The following is an 18,585-nucleotide window of genomic DNA, read 5'->3' as shown; positions in this document are numbered from 1 at the left end:
CTTGACATAATGTAGATTATCGGCGCAATGCCCAGGGATCTGAAAGTGGTGAAATCCGCACATTCCAGCACATCCAGATGCCTGCCTCAATTGTGTCCGACTCCCCCGAAAATACCGCTTTTTTCGTTTTCGGCGTGCGGCGCGTCGGCAACCGCCCGTGGTCCCGCGCCGAGCGCGCCAACGGACTTCGGTGCCCGCCGGCGGCAGGCGCCGACCAAAAGTGGAAAATCCTGGAGTATCTCTGTGGAACCTGCGTGTTTCTGCCGCTCCTCCGCGTCGTTGGCAGGGATAACTATTGGTTGACATAACTACTTTTCGGCCTGTTTTGGCGCTTGCATAGTTATTCAGGGAAACTCGATGGTATGCCACATCAATATTCAGACGTCCATGCAGGTGCACATGCCGGCGCCCCGCGAGGAATACAGGACGTCATTCTCGAGCGTGCCGTGGCCGAGGGCTTGGGCCTCGACCCGCAGCAACGCGGCACGATCGGTTTGCTGGCACGAAAGGCGCAGCGGCACCTGTCCCGGCAGCGCCAATCCCCCTCCGGTGACCACGTTTACCTGTGGGGGCCTCCCGGCCGGGGAAAAACCTGGATCCTGGGCGCCTTCTTCGATGCCCTTCCAACCAACAACAAGCGGCGATTCCACTTCCATGAATTCTTCAGGGAGCTGCACGCCACCGCGCACAAGGCCACGGCGACCGCCCTGGCCCAGATCGAGGAGCCAGGGGCGCTCGGCAACGGCCGGGGACGCATGGACCGGGTGGCGGCACGAACCAGCGCCATTGAGCAGTCCATCGAGGCGATCCTGGGCAACGTCGAGGTTCTTTGCTTCGACGAGTTCCACTGCAACGACCCCGGCGACGCGATGCTACTGGCGCGGATGTTCAAGTTCATCATGGGTCGTCGGATTCTGTTGGTCACCACCTCGAACTATCCTCCCGAGGAACTTCTGGCCGACGAGTACTACCATCACCTGATCTTGCCCACGATTGCCGAGATCCGCGAGCACATGGATGTCCACGAGCTCGATGCCCAGCGTGACTACCGCAGCATCGATGTCGCCGATGCCCAGCGCCACGGCTACAACACCGGCAGCATCCTGGTTGCCCCCGCCGCCGCTGAATTGCACCGGATTGGACTCAGCGCACCGGCGGAGCACGAGGTGGCCAGCCTCAAGCCCACCAGCCATCACATCCGTGCACTCCGGGCTGTCCCCGGGCAACTTTGGTTCGAATTTGGCGATCTGTGCGAATCTTTGACTTCAACGCTTGACTACCTCGAACTGGCCAAGGAGTTCAATCACTGGGTTGTTTCCGGCGTGCCAGGTGCTGCCGCCATGACCCCGTTTGGGCTGCGCCGCCTCGCCAACGCCATCGACGTCCTGTACGACCACAACATCCGCCTAGACCTGCTGGTGCAGGACGACTTCTCGGAGTCGCTGGGCCACCTGCCGGAGCTGGACGCCGCACGCCTGGCCAGCCGGCTGAACGCCTTGCAAACCTCCGCCACACAACCAACCACCCAAGGCGCCAACGCATGAGCAAAGAATCAATGGACGACTTAAACAACGCTGGATTGGCCCCCTACTCCCCCGCCTGGATCCACAGCGAAGTTACCCGCCTCGTCGACCTCGTTGACTCGGGCGAGATGCCGCCGATCGTCCAGCTCGGGCACCCGGTATTGAGGATGCGGGCCAATGAGCTCGACGGCCAACTCGGGCCCGAACTGTTGCAAGGATTCCTGGGGGCCATGCGCACGGTAATGCTCGATGCTCCGGGCGTCGGCCTGGCCGCACCGCAGCTGGGCATCCCCTTGCGGATTGCCGTGCTTCAGGATCTCTACGAAACCAACCCCGAAATCGCAACTGCACGCGAGCGGGAGCCGCTGGACTACCTGGAGATCATCAATCCGCATTACCGGCCGGTCGGCGACCGCACGGCCGCTTTCTACGAGGGCTGCCTGTCGTTCAACGGATACCAGGGCGTGGTGGAGCGGCCCGCCGACATTTCCACCAGCTTTCTTGACGCCGACGGAGTCCCCCGGCGGAGGAACTTCTCCGGATGGCAGGCGCGGATCTTCCAGCACGAGACCGACCACCTGGATGGCACCGTCTACATCGACAAGGCACTGACCCGGTCGCTGTGCGCCAACCACGAGTATCCGCGCTGGGCGAATCCCGGAATCGACCAGGCACGCGTCGGGCTGGGTTTTTAGCTGCTGAGCCATGGGCGACCGATCCGGAACGATCACCCACGGGCAATTACGGTGCCCGCTGCGCCATTAAGACCCGGATCCGGAACGCGCCTAGCCAGAGTCGGGTTCCGGCCGAAACGCCGGGCACACCCCGGTGCCGCCAGGGCAAGCTGCATGACCGCCGTCCGGAACCGGGAACCTGGACTCCAAGGGACGTTGTGGGCGCCGATGGCCCGCATTCGTTCCCAGGCCGGTCAATCCCCAGGGTGGCATGGCGGCATTCACCGGATCCATTCCACCCGACGGTGACCACCGTCGGGTGGCTACGAGCCCGTTCGGTTCGCGGATCAGTTGACCGGCAAATACAGATTGAACCACTCCAGGATTGCCTCAAAACGCTGGCGACGGTGCCACGGGGACCCTCCCCGGCTGAGCCCGTGGCTCTCGCCCGGGAACAGCACGAACTTTGCCGGCACCCCGCGCTGCTTCAGGCCCACGTAGTACCGCTGGGCCTGTTCCACCGGGCAACGGAAGTCGCCCTCGGAGTGCATGACCAACGTCGGGGTGCGCACCTGTCCGATCTTGGCCATCGGCGACTGGGCGGCAACCCGCTCGGGATCCGATCCGGTGTAGGCCTCGGCGAAGAACCAGCCGATGTCGCTGGTGCCCACAAAGGACAGCGGATCCAGGAACCCGCGTTCCACCATGGCAGCGGCAAAGCGGTGCTCATGGGCAATGGTCCAGGCGGTCAGGTACCCGCCGTAGGAACCGCCAAGGACACCCACTCGTCCCTCATCCAATTCCGGCTCGCTCGCACAGGCACCGTCAAGGAAGGCCATGACGTCCTGCAGGTCCACGGTGCCCATCGCGTGCCTGATGGCCGTCCCGTGTGCCCGCCCGTAGCTCGAACTGCCGCGCGGGTTGCATTGCAGCACCGCGTACCCGGCCGCTGCATAGACCTGCGCCTCGTCAAAGTAGGCGGGCCCGTATTGCGAGAACGGACCGCCGTGGATGTTCAGCAGCACCGGGTGCGGACCGGGGCCCTGCGGCAGGTGGATCCAGCCGTGGACCGGGTACCCGTCCGGAGCGGTGAAGCTGGCCTCGCGCGGGGCGCTGACGGTGGTTTGCCGCCGCAGTGCGTTCCCGAACTCCGTCAGCCGGCGCAACGAACCGCCCTCCAGCGCGGCGCACTCCCCCGGTGACTCCTCCGAAGAGTAGGACACCACGATCCTCGACCCGCTCGATGCCGCCCCGTGGATGAGCAGCGGGCCGGCTCCCAGCACCGAGCTCTCGCCGCCGGCGGTGACCAGGTGCAATTCCCCGGTGCCTCGCACCCGGGCCAGTGCCAGGACCCCGGAGTCGCCGTGGGGCACGAGTTGCTCGCACTCGGTGTAGTCGACGGTTTCGGTGTCGGTCAGCACCGAGGCCCCGCGCACGCCCGTGGCCTGGGCGTCAACGGCACACACGGCGACCTGCCGCGCCAGGAAGTCCGTGCCCGACTCCCCCACGAACTGGCCCAGGGCAAAGAGGGTTGCCCCGTCGTTGCTGAACCGCGGGGCCCGGTAGGCCCACTCGGAGTCCGCGGCGCCCAACACCAGCTCGGGCGCCGCCGGGGCTTCCCCGCCGGCGGGCACCCGGTAGACCTGAGACCGCAGGTCCGTGTCATGCCCCTGGTGCAGCGCGGCGGCAAAGTATATCCACCGCCCATCGGGGCTGTAGCAGGGATCGGCCACATCCTGCTCGGCCAGTGCACGCGCGGTCACCTCGGGCAGGCCGCTGGGCACCTTGTGGAGACCGTGGGCGGCCCGGCCCCGGGGACGGATGAACGGCTCCTTCTCATGGTCCGGAACATCCAGCGTGAACAGTTCCTGGACCTTGTCCCCGGTGAAGCCCACCCCGTCGCCGCGGTAGTTGAAGGTGGTGATGTGCCGCGGGGCCTCGGCCCCGGCGCCGACATCGTCGATGGAGCCATAGCGGCCCGGTTCGGGGGTGCGGGAGACAAAGGCAATCGAGCCGCCGTCCGGGGACCAGGCAAAACCCCCAACGCCCAGCGCCCGTTCGGTCAGCACCCTCGGCTCGCCGCCGGCGGCCTCGACCAGGGCCAGCTGGGCGACGCCCTTCGCATCGGCGCGCAGGAAGGCGATCCAGGTGCCGTCCGGGGAATGCCGCGGCCCGCTGTCGGATTCTCCACGGGTCAACCGCCGGGGCGGGGCGGAGCCGTCGAGCTGCAGCAGCCACAACTGGCCCACGTATGAATCGGAGGCGAAGCTGGGCCGGGAGGCGGACACCACGGCATGGCCTGCATCCGGGCTCAGGCTGGGCGCCGATACAGTAGTCAGTAGTTCTAGTTGCTCTGGTTTCACTGCGCTAGCCTATCGAATTCACTGAGACGAAGGACACACGTGCAGCAGCCAACACCTCTCGACCAGGGACTTCGCTGCCCCGTCTGCAAGTTGGGGCTGTCCCTGCAGCACCAGCCGGGCCGCCCGGCACGTCTGGGGTGCGAGGCCGGGCACCGCTTTGACGCCGCAAAACAGGGCTATTTCAACCTGCTCACCGGCAAGGGAACCAACTTCACCGAGGACGGGGCGTCCATGGTCGCTGCCCGGGCCTCCTTCCTGGACGCCGGGCACTACGAATCCCTGGCCGAGGCCCTGGGCCACCGGGTCCGCAACGCCCTGCGGGGAAACGAGCGCCCCCGGCTTCTCGATGCGGGCGCCGGGACCGGCTACTACCTCCGCCAGGTCCTGCAGGCCCTGCCCGGGACATCGGCGTCCAGCGCCGTGGCACTGGACATCTCCCGCTACGCGATGCGCCGCGCGGCGAAACTCCCCGACACCCTGGCACTGGTGTGGGACCTGTGGCGCGAGCTGCCGCTGGAGGACGAATCCTTCGATGTCGTGCTGAACATCTTCTCCCCGCACAACGGTGCCGAATTCGCCCGGGTGCTGCGCCCGGGCGGAACAGCCATGGTCGTGACCCCGCTGCCCGGCCACCTGGCCGAGGGTGCGGCGTTGCTGGGCCTGCTGGGGATCGCCGCCGACAAGGCCGCGGGCGTCGTGGCATCGATGGGCGGGCGCTTCGAGCTTCGGGCCACCGAAGAGGTCAAGATCCCCCTCGTGCTGGATCCGGAGGCCGCCTTCGAGCTGGCCATGATGGGCCCGGCCGGGCACCACCTGAACCCCGAGACCCTGCGCAGCCGACTCGCGGATGCCGGAACCGCCACGCTTGTCACCGCGGCGTTCCGCATCCAGGAATTCCGCCGGATCGGCTGAGCGCCCAAAACGCCGTCGCCGGGCGGCCCCTCATCGCAGTGATGAGGGGCCCGAAGCGGAACATCGTCCCTTGTGCTGATTCGATTCGGCATGCCCATCGGGCAAAATGGAAGGCATAGAGGTTGGTGTGTATCCAACACATCTGGACTTAAGGGGCAACAATGTACGACTGGCTCGTAACCAACGCATGGGTTGTTTGGCTGGCGCTCTTCCTCTTGCTGGCCATCATCGAAATGATTTCCCTTGACCTGTACTTCATCATGCTTGGGGTCGGGGCCCTGGGCGGCGTGACCGTTGCGCTGCTTGGCGGGGAATTCTGGTTGCAGATGGTGGTCTTCAGCGTCACGGCGCTGCTCATGATCATGCTGGTGCGCCCCATCGCGCTGCGGCACCTGCGTAAGGACCCCGAAGGGCTGCGCACCAATGTCGATCGGCTCATCGGCGAAGACGCCCTGGTCCTGGAGCCCACCTCCAGGATGAACGGGCGTGCCAAGATCGGCGGGGAAACCTGGTCGGCACGGACCGAGGACGATGTCGCCCTGCAGCCGGGCACCTATGGCTCGGTGGTCCGCATCGAAGGGGCAACGGCCTACATCACGCTCCGCACCCAAATGCCCGGCCTGGACTAGCAACTCCAAGACAAGTTTTCGGCGCCTGGAACATGGCGCCCCAACGAAAGAGAGAAGAGATGCAAACATCGGGCCTTGGCCTCACGGTCGTCCTGGTAGTACTGGCAATCTTCGTGATCATCGTGCTGCTGCGCTCCGTGCGCATCGTGCCGCAGGCGCGGGCCGGGATCGTGGAGCGACTGGGCAAGTACCACCGCACCCTGCTTCCCGGGCTGACGATCTTGATTCCGTTTGTTGACCGCTTGCTGCCGATGCTGGACCTTCGCGAACAGGTTGTGAGCTTTCCGCCGCAGCCGGTGATCACGGAGGACAACTTGGTTGTTTCCATCGACACCGTGGTCTACTTCCAGATCACCGAGCCGCGTGCAGCAACCTACGAAATCGCGAACTACATCCAGGCAGTGGAGCAGCTGACGACCACCACGCTTCGTAACGTCGTCGGCGGCCTGAACCTCGAAGAGGCGCTGACCAGCCGCGACCAAATCAACGGCCAGCTGCGTGGCGTCCTTGACGAGGCCACCGGCAAGTGGGGCATCCGCGTCTCCCGTGTCGAGCTCAAGGCCATCGATCCACCGTTGTCGATCCAGGATTCCATGGAGAAGCAGATGCGTGCAGAGCGCGACCGCCGTGCAGCGATCCTCACGGCCGAAGGCACCAAGCAGTCGGCAATCCTTACCGCCGAGGGCCAACGCCAGGCATCCATCCTGAAGGCGGAAGGCGACGCCAAGGCAGCGATCCTGCGTGCAGACGGCGAGTCGGCGGCCATCCAGAAGGTCTTCGACGCGATCCACGCCGGCAAGCCGGACCAGAAGCTTTTGGCCTACCAGTACCTGCAGATGCTGCCGAAGATCGCCGAAGGCTCCGCCAACAAGCTGTGGATCATTCCCAGCGAGGTCGGCGAGGCCCTGAAGGGGATCGGCGGGGCGCTGGGCAACTTCAACGAAGGCCCGGGCGACGACCAGAAGCCGGAAGGCACCAGCAACACCCTGATGTAACGACCTGTTTCAGGCGGCAAAATATCGGGCGGGCGACCTCACAAACGAGGATGCCCGCCCGAAGCCGCGTTTGGGCCGTATAATGGAAACTTCGAGACTTGCGCCCCGCGGGAATTTTACGCTGAACCGGGACGTTGAAATCGGTAGCCGAACCCGTATGTAATCGCAGTAGGGAGACAACATGAGCGATCGCAGCCTGCGAGGAATGCGCCTTGGCGCACAAAGCATGGAAACTGAGGCTGGCGTGGAGCCAGCAGCGCGCCAGCGCGTTGAATATCGTTGCGAAGACGGCGAGCAGGTGTTCGTGATTTTTGCCGCTGAGGCAGATATCCCGGCAACCTGGATGTCCAAGACCGGCAAGGTTGCCAAGCTGGTCAACGGTGAAGTCCAAGAAGAAGAGAGCACCGAGAAGCCGGTGCGCACCCACTGGGACATGCTCCTCGAGCGTCGTTCCATCGAGGAATTGGAAACGATTCTGAAGGATCGCTTGGATAAGCTGCGTACCACTCGTGGTGCAGCCCAGGCAGCATTGAAGGGCTAACAACACCCCTCTTTTTGCAGCAAGGGCGAGGGCCCGAATGGATCATCCATTCGGGCCCTCGCCATGTCCGGCCGCATCCGGGATGCGGCCGAGGGGTGCTTACTTGCGGCCGGTCAGCTTCTTCCAGCGGGCGCTCAGGCCCCACCGGGTCACGTTCAGCATGGCCTCGACCACGATGTTTCCGCTCATCTTCGAGACACCAAGCTCGCGTTCGACGAAGGTGATCGGCACCTCGACGATCTTCTTGCCCAGCTGGGCCACGCGGAAGGTCATGTCGACCTGGAAGCCGTAGCCAACCGATTCGATGGCATTGAAGTCCAGTGCCTCGAGGGTCTCGCGGCGGAACGCGCGGAAGCCGGCGGTGATGTCGCGCAGATTCACACCCAGCATGGTGCGGGAGTAGAAGCTGCCCACGCGGGAAATCATCTTGCGGTGCAGCGGCCAGTTGACGACCGAGCCGCCCTTGACCCAACGCGAACCGATGACCAGGTCAGCGCCCTTGGGGATTTCCGCCAGCAGCAGCGGAAGCTGCTCGGGCTTGTGTGAACCATCGGCATCCATCTCCACCAGGACGTCGTATCCGGCGTCCAAGGCCCAGCGGAACCCGGCCAGGTAGGCGGCGCCCAGGCCGGCCTTGCCCGTGCGGTGCATGACGTGGATGGACTTGTCCTCGGCGGCCATCTTGTCTGCCAGGGCGCCGGTGCCGTCCGGGGAGTTGTCGTCAACGATCAAGACATCCGAATCAGGCACCGCGGCACGCAAGCGGCCCACGGTGATGGGCAGCGATTCAAGCTCGTTGTAGGTCGGAATGATCGTGACTACGCGCACGCGGCAGTCCCTTTCTGCTGATGGAACGATCCGCGGAAGAGGGCCTCAAGGGGCCAAGTGCCAACATGCCGCATAGCGTTAACCCGCTGCGGCTGGCTTCAGGGATCGGGTGGGGGTCAGTGCACAATTATACGCAACCGCTCCCCCGAAACCCGGCTCCCCGCCGTGTGATGCGCAAGACGATTCAACCAATCGGCGGAGCACACAAATCGACCCCGCGGCTTCGGTCCGTCCCTCCCGACCGACAAGCGGCCAAGAAGGTGTTATCTAATGCCAACGGGGTCAATTTGTTCTTGCGGACCGGAATACCGGTAAGCCGGATCGAAGGATCAGACACTGGTTACAGCCTACCGTCCAGTTTTTAGCTGTCAACCGTTTCCGGACCACTGGCTACGTGAATTCGATCAGGTCAACCGATATATGGCGGGCTGACCGGCATTCGAGTAACTTGCCGAAGCGTCGCGCAAACACTTCGATTCAGACCTTGCCAAAACGCTGTTTCCCTGAACCCATGGGCGGGGAAGCCCCGATCCGCCTAAGCCGCGCCCATCGCGTCGAAGATCACGTTGCCGGCACGCACCGTGCGCAGGCAATTGGGCAGTTCGTCTTCCAGCACCGGGAGCATCGGGGTGCCGGCGCGGGCATCGGTGCTCCACGACGAGACGCGGAGGTCAGGTGTCTGCACGGAAAGCTCGGCGGCATCCCAAATCGCAAACGTGGCCTCGGCGCCGTTGACCAGCTGCCCCGCCATCGGATTCGGCGACCCCAGGGCACGGAAACCGGAGCGGGTGTGGGCCATGAATGCCGCCCTGGCCGAGATGCGTGCCTGCGGATCACTCAATTCCAGGCAGGCCTTAACCGCTGCCCACGGGCTGGCCACGGTGACGGGTGCATCGGAGCCGATGACCACCGGGACGCCTGCCGAGAGGAACTGCCCCACGCCGTTCATTCCGGCAGCCCGGGAATCGCCCAGTCGCTGGGCGTACAGGCCGCCTTCCCCTCCCCAAGCCGCGTCGAATCCCGGCTGCATGGATGCGGTCAAGGCGAAGTCCAGCATCCGGGCGCGTGCGGCCGCGTCGACCATTTCCACGTGCTCCAGACGGTGCCGCCCGGCCTGGACCTTGGCCAGGCCCACGGATTCGGCTGCCTTGGCAAAGCCCTCAAGAGCCAAATCGAGACCTGCATCCCCGATGACGTGGAACGAAGCCTGGATCCCGGCCAGGGAACAAGCCGCCACGTGCGCGCTGATCTGCTCAATGCCAAGGTAGGAGGTGCCCCGTTCGCCGGCGGCGTCGGCATAGTCCTGCCGGAGCAACGCGGTGCGCGAACCGATCGATCCGTCGATGTTCAAGTCCCCGCCCAGTCCGACCACTGCACCGGAATTGAACGAGGCCAGCAGCGTGCGGGCTTCGTCCTCGGTGCCCACGAGTTCCGCCCAGTAGGCAAAGACCTCGGGGGTTGCGGCCTTTTCCGCGTCGGTGCGGGCCAGCAACGCCTCGAGGTCCGCGCGGCCGGAGATCTGACCGGCAGCCATCTCCACGACCGTCCCGTGCCCGGTGGAGGCCAGGTGTGCCAGGGCACGATTGCGGTTCTCGGAGCTGGTGGCTTCGTCAAAGGCGAAAATGGCATCCCGGATGCGCCCGTGGGCCTTCCCGCGGACCAGGGCGCCGGTGTATTCGGGACCTTCGGACAGTCCGAAGCGCATGGCCAGCTTGGGGCTGATGAGGGCCGAATGGACATCGACGCGCGCCAGGTAGACCTCGCGGTCGGGGGCCGCCTGCTGCAGCTGCCCGGAGGTGGGCAACGTGCCGTCGCCGAAGGTCGATTCGTCCCACCCGGCACCCAGGAGGATGCCGCTGCCCGTCGTTGCCGCGGCGGCAACGGCCTCGAGCACCTCGCCGACGCTGCGGGCGCCGCCCAGGTCCAGCCCGTTGAGCCGGGCGCCGAGCGAGCCAAGGTGGACGTGCGAGTCCACGAACGCCGGGGTGATGAGGGCACCTTGCAGATCGATCTCCGTCATCCGCGCATCAAGCAGCGCGCCGGCGGCGGATTCGGTGCCGATCCACGCCACGGTGCCGTCCTCGACCAGCATGGCTGTGGCGAAGGGATCGGCAGGGGAATAGATGGAACCATTGCGGTACAACTCAACAGACATTTCTTACCTTTGCTTTAAGCAGGCACGCACGAATCCCTCGGCGTGCTTCGAACCAACGGGTGCCGGGCCGCGCCCGGTAGCGGAAGTCCTAGTCGACAACGTTTGAATAGGAGACGACCCCGCGGCGGACGCGCTGGACCGCACGGTTGCAGGAGCTGGCCAACCCCGCGTCCAGGTCGGGGATCTTGGCCAGCTGGTCCAGCACGTCGATGACCTGCTTGGCCCAGCGCACGAAGTCGCCGGCCGCCAGGTCGGTGCCGCGCAGGCACTCGCGCAGGTCCGAGCCGCGCGCCCACTTGTAGATCGGCCAGATCAGCCCGGAATCCGGGGCGGCGGTCTCGGGCAGGCCGGCATTCGCCTCGACATCCGAGAGCCGCGACCACAGGTTCACCGCTGCTTCCCAGGCGATCTGGATCTTCGCGGTGGGCATGCGCGGATCGGGCCCGTGGTCTTCGCGCCGCGCCTGGAAGACCAGTGCGGAGATGAAACCGGCCAGCTCCTCCGCGGTCATTTCGTTCATGGCCCCGGTCTCCATGACCAGCGAGGTCAGCAGGTCCCGTTCGCCGTAGATGCGGCGCAGCCGCTGCCCGGCAGCGGTGATCTGCGCCTGGCCCAGGTCGTCGGACGCGGGCACCAGGTACTCGAAGTCCTCCAGAACCTTGGCCACCTTGTCGAAGGTCTTGGAAATGGTGTTGGTGCGGCCGCTGATCTGGGAGCGGAGCTTGTTGGTGTCGCGCAAAAGCTTGGAGTAGCGCTCACCCCAGCGGGCGTGGTCCTCGCGCTCCGGGCACCCGTGGCAGGGATGGGCCTTCAGGGTGGCGCGCAGCTGGCTGATGCGGGCTTCCTCCTCGTCGCTGCCGGTGAAGTTGTACTCCGGGGCGTCATCGCGCGGCGGGCGGGCCTCGTCCAGCGCGTTGCGCAGCGAAGCGGCCAGGTCCTTGCGTTCCTTGGGGCTGCGCCCGGTGAAGCCCTTGGGGATCCGGATCCGTGAGATGACCTCGACCGGGCCATTGAGGTCCTGGACCCCGACACGGCGGATGTGCTTGTCCTCGGTCAGCACCGTCGGGCGCGGGTCGTTCCAGGCGGAATCCTGTTCGATGACCACGCAGCGTCCGAGCCGCCGGGTGCCGGTGACCTCGATGATGTCGCCGCGCACCAGCGCTTCCAGGGATTCGGTCGCCGACGCGCGGCGCAGCCGGGAAACGGTTTTCGCCGCATCCTTTTCGGCCGTGGACAATTCGGCACGCAGCGCCGCGTATTCGGTGAAATCCCCGAGGTGGCAGGTCATCGACTTCTTGTACCCGGCCAGCGACTCCTCCCGGGAGCGGACCTGGCGGGCCATGCCCACCACGGAGCGGTCGGCCTGGAACTGGGCGAAAGAGGTCTCCAGGATGCCGCGGGCCCGTTCCCGCCCGAATTGCGAGGTCAGGTTCAGCGACATGTTGTAGGTGGGGCGGAAGCTCGAGTTCAACGGATAGGTCCGCTTCGAGGCGAGCCCGGCCACCGCGGCCGGTTCGGTGTCCTGCTGCCACAGGACCACCGCGTGGCCCTCGACGTCAATGCCACGGCGCCCGGCGCGGCCGGTCAGCTGGGTGTACTCCCCCGCGGTGATGGCCACGTGCGATTCGCCGTTGAATTTCTCCAGCTTTTCCATGACCACCGAGCGGGCGGGCATGTTCACTCCCAGGGCCAGGGTTTCGGTGGCGAACACGGCCTTGACCAGGCCGCGGACGAAGAGGTCTTCGACGACTTCTTTGAAGATCGGCAGCAACCCGGCGTGGTGGGCCGCGAAGCCGCGCATCAGGCCCTCGCGCCATGGCCAGAAGCCCAGCACCTCGAGGTCGTCCGGCGGCAGCTTGTGTGCCACCAGGTCGATGGACTGTTCGATTTCGGTGGCTTCGGCGATGGTGGTCAGGGCCAGACCCGAGCGCACGCACTGCGCAACGGCCGCGTCGCAGCCATTGCGGGAAAAGATGAACACCAGCGAGGGCAGCAGCCCCGCCTGGTCAAGGGCCATGATCATGTCGGGTCGCGAAACGCGGGTGCTGAGCTGCTCACGCTGCTCCCCCCAGGTTCCCCCGCCACGGCGCGAGCGACCGCGCTGTGAGCGTGGGCCGGCCATGGAACGGTGGGCCATCTTGGTCAGCTCGGGGTTGACCTCCGCGGCGCGCTCGGGTGCGTTGGCGACCTGGTCGAAGGACACATCCTCGGCGAAAAGGTCAAGGAGCCGGCCACCGACCATGACGTGCTGGAACAAGGGAATGGGGCGGTGCTCGGAGACGATGATGCTGGTGTCCCCGCGCACGGTGTCGAGCCAACCGCCGAATTCCTCGGCGTTGGAGACCGTGGCCGAAAGCGAGATCACCTGGACGTCGTCGCGCAGGTGGATGATGACTTCTTCCCACACGGCCCCGCGGAACTTGTCGGCCAGGTAGTGGACCTCGTCCATGACCACGTAGCCCAGGGAATCCAGGGTGTCGGAATCCGCGTAGAGCATGTTGCGCAGCACCTCGGTGGTCATGACAACGATCTCGGCCTCGCCGTTGATGGTCATGTCCCCGGTCAGCAGCCCGACCCGCTCGGGGCCGTAGGTGGCCACGAGGTCGGAGTACTTCTGGTTGCTCAGCGCCTTGATGGGTGTGGTGTAGAAGGCCTTGCGGCCGGAACGCAGGGCCTGGAAGATGGCGAATTCGCCGACCACGGTCTTTCCCGCGCCCGTCGGGGCGGCGACCAGCACACCGGAACCGGTGGCGACGGCACGGCAAGCCTCCTCCTGGAAGGGATCAAGGTCGAAGCACAGGGTGGCCCGGAACTCGGCAAGTCCGGTTCCTTCCTCCTGTGGTTGTTCCTTGGCTGCGGTGTATCGCTCGGCCGGCATGCTCACGCTGCGACCCCTTTCAGGAGGGTAGTAGGTGCGCCCGCGTCCGTGTTGCGGACACGGGCGTTCCTATGGAAGATCCGGCGAGTCGGGAATGCTGGACCCCTCGCCTGCGTTGGCGGCGTTTTCCGCCTCAAGTTGTGCACGCTTCTTGTCGCGCTTCTTGTCGTTCAGGTGGCAGATCAGTGTTGCCGTCGCAAAGGTCACGAACAGCGGACCGGCCAGCGCAAACATGGTGATCGCATCGCCACCGGGGGCCGCCATGGCGGCCACGAGGGCGATCAGGAAGACCGTGATGCGCCAGTGCTTCATGATCAGCTTGGCCTTGAGCACTCCGACCATGTTCAGCCCGACCATCAGCACCGGGGCCAGCATGGCCAGTCCGAAGGCGATCAGCAGGCGGAAGACGAACGGCAGGTAGGTGTCCGTGGTCAGCCAGGACTGCGCGTTTTCCGGGGTCAGTGAGATGAAGAACTTCAGGGCGTGCGGAAGCACCCAGTAGGCCATGCCCACGCCGAGGATGAACAGCGGTGCCGCCGCGGCGGCGAAGCCGATGGCGGTGTTGCGTTCCTTCTTCTTCAGGCCCGGGACGATGAAGGCCCAGAGCTGGTAGATCCAGATGGGCGCGGAGAAGACCAAGCCCAAGAGAAGCGATGTCTTGAGCATGATGTCGAAGGGTGCCATCACGGAGGTGAAGTTGACTTCGCCGCCGTACGCGCGAACCGGCGCGATGATCAGCTCGAGGACATTGTCATAGAGGAAGAACCCTCCGACCGTTCCCAGTACCAGGGCAATCAGCGAGATGAAGAGACGGTTCCTGGCCTCGACCAGGTGTTCCTTCAGGGCCATGCGGCCCTCGGGATTTTTCTTCCGCCCCTTGGTGGCAGCAGCTTCTTGTTCGCTCACGAAATATTAGGCGTTGTTCTCACGACGGTCGGGATCAACGATCTTGCCCTCGACGGTTTCGTCGCCGGCAGCAGGAGCCTTGTCGTCGTCCTTCATCTGGCGGACCTCGGACTTGAAGATCCGCAGGGACTGGCCAACGGAGCGTGCCAAACCGGGAAGCTTCGGGGCGCCGAACAGCAGCAGCGCCAAAATTACGATGATGACGAGATGCCATCCTTGGATTCCACCCATGGGGAACCTACCTTTCAATCGAGTTAAGTCTACGTCAGAACAGTTCTAAATCGCCTACGCGCTGGGGTTGTCCGCGCAGGGCTTTGCGCTTCACACGTGTGTTGCGGCGGGCAGTGGCCCGCCGAAGCTTGCCGGACTCGTATCCCTGGCGTGCGGCATCGGGATCCTGGAACAGCGCGGCCACCCCTGCCGGGGTCCTGTCCGGGGGCTCGGGGTAGTCGCGGTCGGCGGCGTCGGCATCCAACGATTCGCCGGTGCGGTCCATGGCCTCGCCGACCTCGTGGGCCAGCGCCATGAAGCCGCGAAAGAGCCTGATCCCGGCCAGCACCAGGAAAAGCAGCGTGGCCAAGACCAGCACCGTCCACAGCAGGACCCAAAACCACCAAGGCAACATCGCTACTTCACTTCCAGGGAGTCGACTGCCGCACGAAGCCAGGCCTCGACCTCGGTGCGCAAGGAATCGGGGCCGATGACCCGCAGGTCCCCTCCGTGGTAGGCGACCATGCCCGGCATGGTCGAGGTGGAGGGCATCCGGATCTCGGCAATGTGCTCTTCCCCGGCCTTGGCCCAGCTCTCCGGTGCGTATTCCTCCACCAGGGCGGCCAGCCGCGGGGCAAAGCCCAGCACCACGAGTTCGTCGGCGGGACCGGGGGTGAAGAAGATGTCGGCATCGTCCTCGTGCCGCTGCGCATCGAAGTTAAAGCCCGTCCCGGGGAGGGTCGCGGACTGGATCCGGTCGATGCGGAAAGACCGGATCTCGTCGTTGGGGATCGAGAAGGCACGAAGGTACTGGCGGCCGGCGTTCTCCAGCAGCCGGATCGGCTCGACCCGCCGGACCGTGACGGCATCGCTGGAGGCGCTGTAGTAGGTCAGCTCGACAACCCGGCGTTCGCGGATTGCCCGGGCCAGGGTTGCATGGATCTCGTTTTCCTCGGCGGAACGCAGCGTGATGGACAAAACCGCTTCCAGGCCCTCGAATCCGACGGCGGCGGCCTGAAGCTTCGAATAGGCCGAATCGACGGCACCTGCGTGTTCGAATCCGGGTAGCCCGCGCAGCGAGGCCAGTCCCGCGAGCATGGTGGCGGCCTCGGGAAGGCTGAGCCTGATCGGGGCGTTGAGGGCCTCGGCGTTGTTGATGCTGATGGTGCCGGCCTCCCATTCCACGTCGATCAGTTCATCGGGCAAGCCGTTGGGCACCCCGCACATCATGATGGTTTGCAGGTGGGCCAGCAGCTGCTTTTCAGTCAACCCGAAGTGGGTGGCCGTTTGCACAACGCTGGGTGAACCGTGGCTTGCCACGTAGGAAATGATGTCCAGGTTACGGGCCACGGCCTCGGTGGACGGTGGACGGCCGGCGTTGCGGCGCTTGCCCAGCTTGTAGTCGGGGACCGGGAGGTTCGAGGCTGCCAGCGCCCCGTCGAGTTTCCGGCGCACCACGGCCGCCAGCGGTGCCGGATCCAGCACGCGGGCGTGGGCGCCGAGCTTGGCCACGTCGGCCGCCAGTGCCATGAGGTCGTGGAATTGCAGGGAGAGTTCGTCGCGGTCCCGGCCCGGTGTGATGGATGCGGCGCGGGAGCGCAAGGCCCAGCCGGTGTCCTTGGCCACCGAGATCCGGGCGGTCTGCCCGGCGATGTCGGGGTCAAGCCGGCCCAGGGTTTGGGCCATGGAGAACCCGGCGGGGCGGGAGTCGTGGGCCTTGCCGGTGTGGATGGGGCTGAGGATGCGGGTGAGCCGGAACATCCGCACGTCCCGGCGATTGTGGTCCATGCCCACCAGGTACCAGTTCCCGAAGCGGGATCCGATCCCCCAGGCATCGATGGTCCGTTCGCTGGTGCGCCCCTGCGCATCGAAGTACTCGAAGGAGACGACCTGGTGTGCCCAGACCGCTTCCAGGCAGGCAGCGAAGGCCGGCCCGGCGGCGTGCAACCGCGGGACGTATTCGGTGAACCGAACCCCGCGGCCGGTGTCTTCCAGGCCGGCCGAGAGCCTGCCGTTGGCCCGCGAGGCGGAGGATTCCAGGTCGGTGTCTTTCCACAGCTGGGCAGCCAGGCCCAGCACCGCGGCTTCCTCGGTGCTGAAGCTGACCTCGGGCAGCCTGTAGCTTTCGGGGGTGATCAGGTACCGTTCGTCGGATCCGGTGCCCAGGGTCTTCACCGGAACACCCATCTCGCGAAGGTCCTTCTTGTCCCGGTCGAACTTCCTGTCAAAGGCGGCGTCGTTCAGCCCCTGGTAGTCGTCCACGATCTTGCGCAACTCACGCTTGGAATACCCGTGCGGGGTGTTGATCAACGCATAGGTGAGACTGACGAGTTTCTCGGCACGGGAAGGACCACCGGAATTAATTTGAGCCACGTCCGCAAGATTACCCCGTGCCGCCGAACCCGTGCCAATGCAACGCCGCGTTAACTGCCTTTGGCCGTGTTTTCCCGGTTCAACATGGGAAAACACGGCCAAAGGCGTCGATCGGTGAAGTCGTGCCTAGCGCACTGCCACCAGGTCCACGACGAAGATCAGGGCTTCGTCCGGGCCGATGGCTCCGCCGGCGCCACGGGAACCGTAGGCCATTTCCGAGGGGATTTCCAGGCGGCGGCGACCGCCGACCTTCATCCCGATCAGGCCCTGGTCCCAGCCCTGGATGACCTGGCCGACTCCGGCACGGAAGTCCAGCGGGGTGCCGCGGTTCCAGGAGGCGTCGAATTCCTCGCCGGTGGACCAGGCCACGCCGACGTAGTGGGCCGAGATGTTGGAGCCCGGGACGACCTCGGCGCCGTCGCCGACGACGATGTCCTCGATCTTCAGCTCGGTCGGGGCATCGGTTCCGGGGAAATCGATCTCGGGCTTGGTGCGGTCGTATTCACGCTGTCCAAAAGACATGGGTGAGGTCCTTTCAGTTGTTTGCTGGAAACGTCCTAGCTACTTTACTTCCTTGAGCTCCACGAAGAAGACCAGCGTGCCCTCGGGGGCTCCCTGTGCCGCGGCATCCGGTCCGTAGGCCAGATCCGTCGGGATGGTCAGCATGACCTGGGTGCCGGCCTTCAGTCCGGTCAGGCCCTGGGTCCAGCCGGGGATGACGCCATCGAGTCCGAAGTCCGAGGCCTTGCCCCGGTCGTAGCTGGAGTCGAACTGCTTGCCGTCTTCCCAGCGCACCCCGGTGTAGTTGGCCGAGACCTTCGAGGTGGCGGTGGCAACCTTGCCGGTGCCCTCCTTGACGATGTCAACGACCAGGCCGGCCGGCGCATCCTTGCCCTTCGGGATGGTGATGGCCGGCTTGCCGTCCTTCATTTCGAAGGTCGGCAGCGCTCCGGCGTCCTTGAGCTTCTTGACCTCGTCGGCGCCGAGCTTCTTGGAAGGCGGTGCGGCCGGGGGGATCTCTTCGGTGGAGACGACCTTCAGCACGACCACGGTTTCGGCCTGGGCCGCTTCCGGGCTTGCCGAAGGCGATGCGCCGTCGGTGGCCGCTGCTTCGGCTGCAGGTTCGACCATGGCGATCCAGGAGCCGACCTTGGTCTGCATCAGCGTCTCGTAGAGCGCCGGGAGCTGGGCCTTGAATTCCTCGTTGGTCGGCAGGGTCACCGGTTCGCCGGCGAAGCCCGATCCGAGCAGGCTCGCATCCGTTGCCTTGTAGGCAATGGACTTGAACTTGATGTTCTGGTTTTCCTTGATCGCCTCGCCCTTGCCCTCGACGAGGACCTTGGCGGCGGTTGCCGTGGCAACCAGCGGGGTGTCGAAGGTGACAGTGGGATCGGACGAGTCATCCGAACCCGGGGTGACCTTGATCGAAGCCAGGGGGGCGGTGTCGCCGCTGGACGCCATCGTGGTTGAACCACAGGCCGTCACCAGCAGCAACGAGGCCGTTGCAACGAGTGCCATAACTTTGCGCACGAAATCAACTTTCAGTTGGGGATTTTGGGACTGGAAACACCCACACTGAATGGTGAGCTTTCGAAACA

The 18,585-nt window shown here is 65.3% G+C and carries 16 protein-coding genes; 6 read left to right on the top strand and 10 right to left on the bottom strand.

The window, feature by feature from the left end:
• Window positions 1-362: 362 nt before the first annotated feature.
• Together zapE and JOF46_RS13295 are read left to right on the top strand one after the other, a co-directional pair.
• A complete protein-coding gene (gene zapE / locus JOF46_RS13300) occupies window positions 363-1,544 on the top strand; it encodes a cell division protein ZapE (protein WP_209907821.1) in 1,182 nt (393 codons plus the stop codon).
• On the top strand, window positions 1,541-2,218 hold the full coding sequence (locus JOF46_RS13295; RefSeq protein ID WP_209907819.1) for a peptide deformylase: 678 nt from the start codon (window positions 1,541-1,543) through the stop codon (window positions 2,216-2,218). Before zapE ends, JOF46_RS13295 begins: the two co-directional genes overlap by 4 nt.
• 326 nt (window positions 2,219-2,544) lie before the next feature.
• Here the strand turns inward: JOF46_RS13295 and JOF46_RS13290 are convergent, their stop codons facing one another.
• On the bottom strand, window positions 2,545-4,560 hold the full coding sequence (locus JOF46_RS13290; protein ID WP_209907817.1) for a S9 family peptidase: 2,016 nt from the start codon (window positions 4,558-4,560) through the stop codon (window positions 2,545-2,547).
• A gap of 39 nt (window positions 4,561-4,599) precedes the next feature.
• Here JOF46_RS13290 and JOF46_RS13285 point away from each other — a divergent pair, with 39 nt between their 5' ends.
• The 4 genes from JOF46_RS13285 (at window position 4,600) to JOF46_RS13270 (ending at window position 7,637) form a co-directional block, all read left to right on the top strand.
• Window positions 4,600-5,472 (top strand): methyltransferase domain-containing protein, encoded by an 873-nt coding sequence (locus JOF46_RS13285; RefSeq protein WP_209907815.1) that lies wholly within the window; start codon window positions 4,600-4,602, stop codon window positions 5,470-5,472.
• A 161-nt stretch (window positions 5,473-5,633) separates the two neighbouring features.
• On the top strand, window positions 5,634-6,101 hold the full coding sequence (locus JOF46_RS13280) for an NfeD family protein (RefSeq protein WP_209907813.1): 468 nt from the start codon (window positions 5,634-5,636) through the stop codon (window positions 6,099-6,101).
• A 59-nt stretch (window positions 6,102-6,160) separates the two neighbouring features.
• Entirely contained in the window at window positions 6,161-7,096 is a 936-nt protein-coding gene (locus JOF46_RS13275) for an SPFH domain-containing protein (RefSeq protein ID WP_209907811.1), read from the top strand.
• Window positions 7,097-7,277: 181 nt separating this feature from the next.
• The gene (locus JOF46_RS13270) at window positions 7,278-7,637 is read left to right on the top strand and encodes an RNA polymerase-binding protein RbpA (protein ID WP_209907809.1); all 360 of its coding nucleotides are present in this window, start codon (window positions 7,278-7,280) and stop codon (window positions 7,635-7,637) included.
• 99 nt (window positions 7,638-7,736) lie between these two features.
• Here the strand turns inward: JOF46_RS13270 and JOF46_RS13265 are convergent, their stop codons facing one another.
• From JOF46_RS13265 to JOF46_RS22745, 9 genes are all read right to left on the bottom strand, one after another.
• Window positions 7,737-8,465, bottom strand: a complete 729-nt coding sequence (locus JOF46_RS13265; protein WP_071215001.1) for a polyprenol monophosphomannose synthase — start codon at window positions 8,463-8,465, stop codon at window positions 7,737-7,739.
• A gap of 535 nt (window positions 8,466-9,000) precedes the next feature.
• Complete coding sequence (locus tag JOF46_RS13260; protein WP_209907807.1) at window positions 9,001-10,620, bottom strand: amidohydrolase; 1,620 nt, start codon at window positions 10,618-10,620, stop codon at window positions 9,001-9,003.
• Window positions 10,621-10,708: 88 nt separating this feature from the next.
• The gene (locus JOF46_RS13255) at window positions 10,709-13,498 is read right to left on the bottom strand and encodes a DEAD/DEAH box helicase (protein ID WP_209911898.1); all 2,790 of its coding nucleotides are present in this window, start codon (window positions 13,496-13,498) and stop codon (window positions 10,709-10,711) included.
• Between the two features lie 69 nt (window positions 13,499-13,567).
• Window positions 13,568-14,404 (bottom strand): twin-arginine translocase subunit TatC, encoded by an 837-nt coding sequence (gene tatC / locus JOF46_RS13250; protein WP_342592443.1) that lies wholly within the window; start codon window positions 14,402-14,404, stop codon window positions 13,568-13,570.
• Between the two features lie 6 nt (window positions 14,405-14,410).
• Window positions 14,411-14,635 (bottom strand): Sec-independent protein translocase subunit TatA, encoded by a 225-nt coding sequence (gene tatA, locus JOF46_RS13245; protein WP_113764502.1) that lies wholly within the window; start codon window positions 14,633-14,635, stop codon window positions 14,411-14,413.
• Between the two features lie 34 nt (window positions 14,636-14,669).
• Entirely contained in the window at window positions 14,670-15,026 is a 357-nt protein-coding gene (locus JOF46_RS13240; RefSeq protein WP_209907805.1) for a hypothetical protein, read from the bottom strand.
• Window positions 15,027-15,031: 5 nt separating this feature from the next.
• A complete protein-coding gene (locus JOF46_RS13235) occupies window positions 15,032-16,987 on the bottom strand; it encodes a helix-turn-helix transcriptional regulator (protein WP_209907803.1) in 1,956 nt (651 codons plus the stop codon).
• A 126-nt stretch (window positions 16,988-17,113) separates the two neighbouring features.
• On the bottom strand, window positions 17,114-17,509 hold the full coding sequence (locus JOF46_RS13230; RefSeq protein WP_113764504.1) for an FKBP-type peptidyl-prolyl cis-trans isomerase: 396 nt from the start codon (window positions 17,507-17,509) through the stop codon (window positions 17,114-17,116).
• 39 nt (window positions 17,510-17,548) lie between these two features.
• Window positions 17,549-18,517 carry an FKBP-type peptidyl-prolyl cis-trans isomerase gene (locus tag JOF46_RS22745; RefSeq protein WP_209907801.1) on the bottom strand — a complete coding sequence of 323 codons (969 nt, stop codon included), beginning with the start codon at window positions 18,515-18,517 and terminating at the stop codon, window positions 17,549-17,551.
• Window positions 18,518-18,585: the final 68 nt, after the last annotated feature.

It is taken from the genome of Paeniglutamicibacter psychrophenolicus, from assembly GCF_017876575.1.
In the GTDB taxonomy this organism is placed as follows: Bacteria; Actinomycetota; Actinomycetes; order Actinomycetales; family Micrococcaceae; genus Paeniglutamicibacter; species Paeniglutamicibacter psychrophenolicus.
The sequence above is the reverse complement of the archived record's forward strand: the minus strand, read 5'-3'. Positions and strand labels throughout refer to the sequence as shown.